Annotated in this window: 1 protein-coding gene and 1 pseudogene; both read right to left on the reverse strand. The window is 72.2% G+C overall.

Translation table 11 applies throughout. The features are described from left to right. Nucleotides 1–471: pseudogene (locus ABE485_RS31130) on the reverse strand (hypothetical protein); the annotation flags it as partial. After that, a partial coding sequence (locus ABE485_RS31135; RefSeq protein WP_346519105.1) for an efflux RND transporter periplasmic adaptor subunit occupies nucleotides 468–1,136 on the reverse strand: 669 nt, incomplete at its 5' end. The gene ABE485_RS31135 and the pseudogene ABE485_RS31130, both read right to left, overlap by 4 nt.

A 1,136-nucleotide genomic window follows, 5' to 3' on the forward strand; every position in this document is an offset into this window, starting at 1 on the left:
GGCGTAGGCGTCGGCCAAGAGGCCCAGCAGGGTGGTCTCGGACCCGAGCCATGGGGTGTCGCGCCACAGCGCCAGCAGCGCATCGACGCGCTCCCCGCCTTCCCGCGCGTCCAGCGGCAGGCGCAGCAGCAAGCCGTGGGCGGGCAGGTGCTCCGCCCACATCACCTGTTCTTCCGGCAGGGGCGACAGGACGCCGGAAGCGCCGGCGCGCGCACGCCCTGCCAGCATGCCCGCCAACCACACGGTGTAGGGCGCGTTCGGATCCGGCACGGCTAGGCCGGACAGCGCGGCGATGCCGCCGTTGCCGCCGGCACCCGGCGTCCACAGCGCCGCCTGCCGGCAGGGCGCGAGCGCGTGGGTGTCGTTGACCATCAGAAAGCCCAGTTCCTGGGCGTCGGCGCAGGCGCGGGCGCGCTTTTCCAGCTGCAGCAGCGTGGCCAGCTGGTCTGTTCGCGAGGTGTTGTCTTTCACGGCGTTCCGGCGGGAAGGTCCACGCGGACGCTGCCGCTCATGCCGGGCAGCAGCTCGGCGGACGCGTTCTGCTGGTCAGCCAGGCGCCCGATGATCTTGACCGACTGGCTGACCGGGTCGACCGCCCCGGCGATGTGCGACACCGCGGCGTCGTAGCTGCGGCCCGTTTCGTCGACAGTGATGCGCAAGGGGGATCCGGGCTTGAGCCACGCAAGCCAGCGCGACGGCACGATGGCCTCCAGCTCGAAGGCGGAGTCGTCGTAGATGCTGACGAGCTTTTCGCCTTCGGCCACGGTCTCCGCGGCGCGCGCATAGGTCTCGCCGACGCGGCCGGAGAACGGCGCGGCGATGGCGCAGCGGTCGACCAGCACCTTTTCGGCGCTGCTTTCGGCGCGCGCCACGGCGACCGCGGCGCGCGCCTGTTCGACGTCGGAGCGGCTGATGGACTTCAGGGTCTCGAGCTGTTCGGCCACCGCCTGTTTCTTGCGCGCGGCCGACTCGGCCATGACGGCGCGCTCCAGGCGGGCGCGGTTCAAGGCGCAATCGTAGGCGACCAGCACGTCGCCCTTCTTGAACCGGTCGCCTTCGCGGAACGGCAGCGCGTCGCTCCGGGCGGACAGGCTGCTCGAGATGACGGCGCGGCGCGCGGCGACGAGCTGCGCCCG

This window comes from Achromobacter spanius, assembly GCF_039673305.1.
GTDB lineage: Bacteria > Pseudomonadota > Gammaproteobacteria > Burkholderiales > Burkholderiaceae_B > Achromobacter > Achromobacter spanius_F.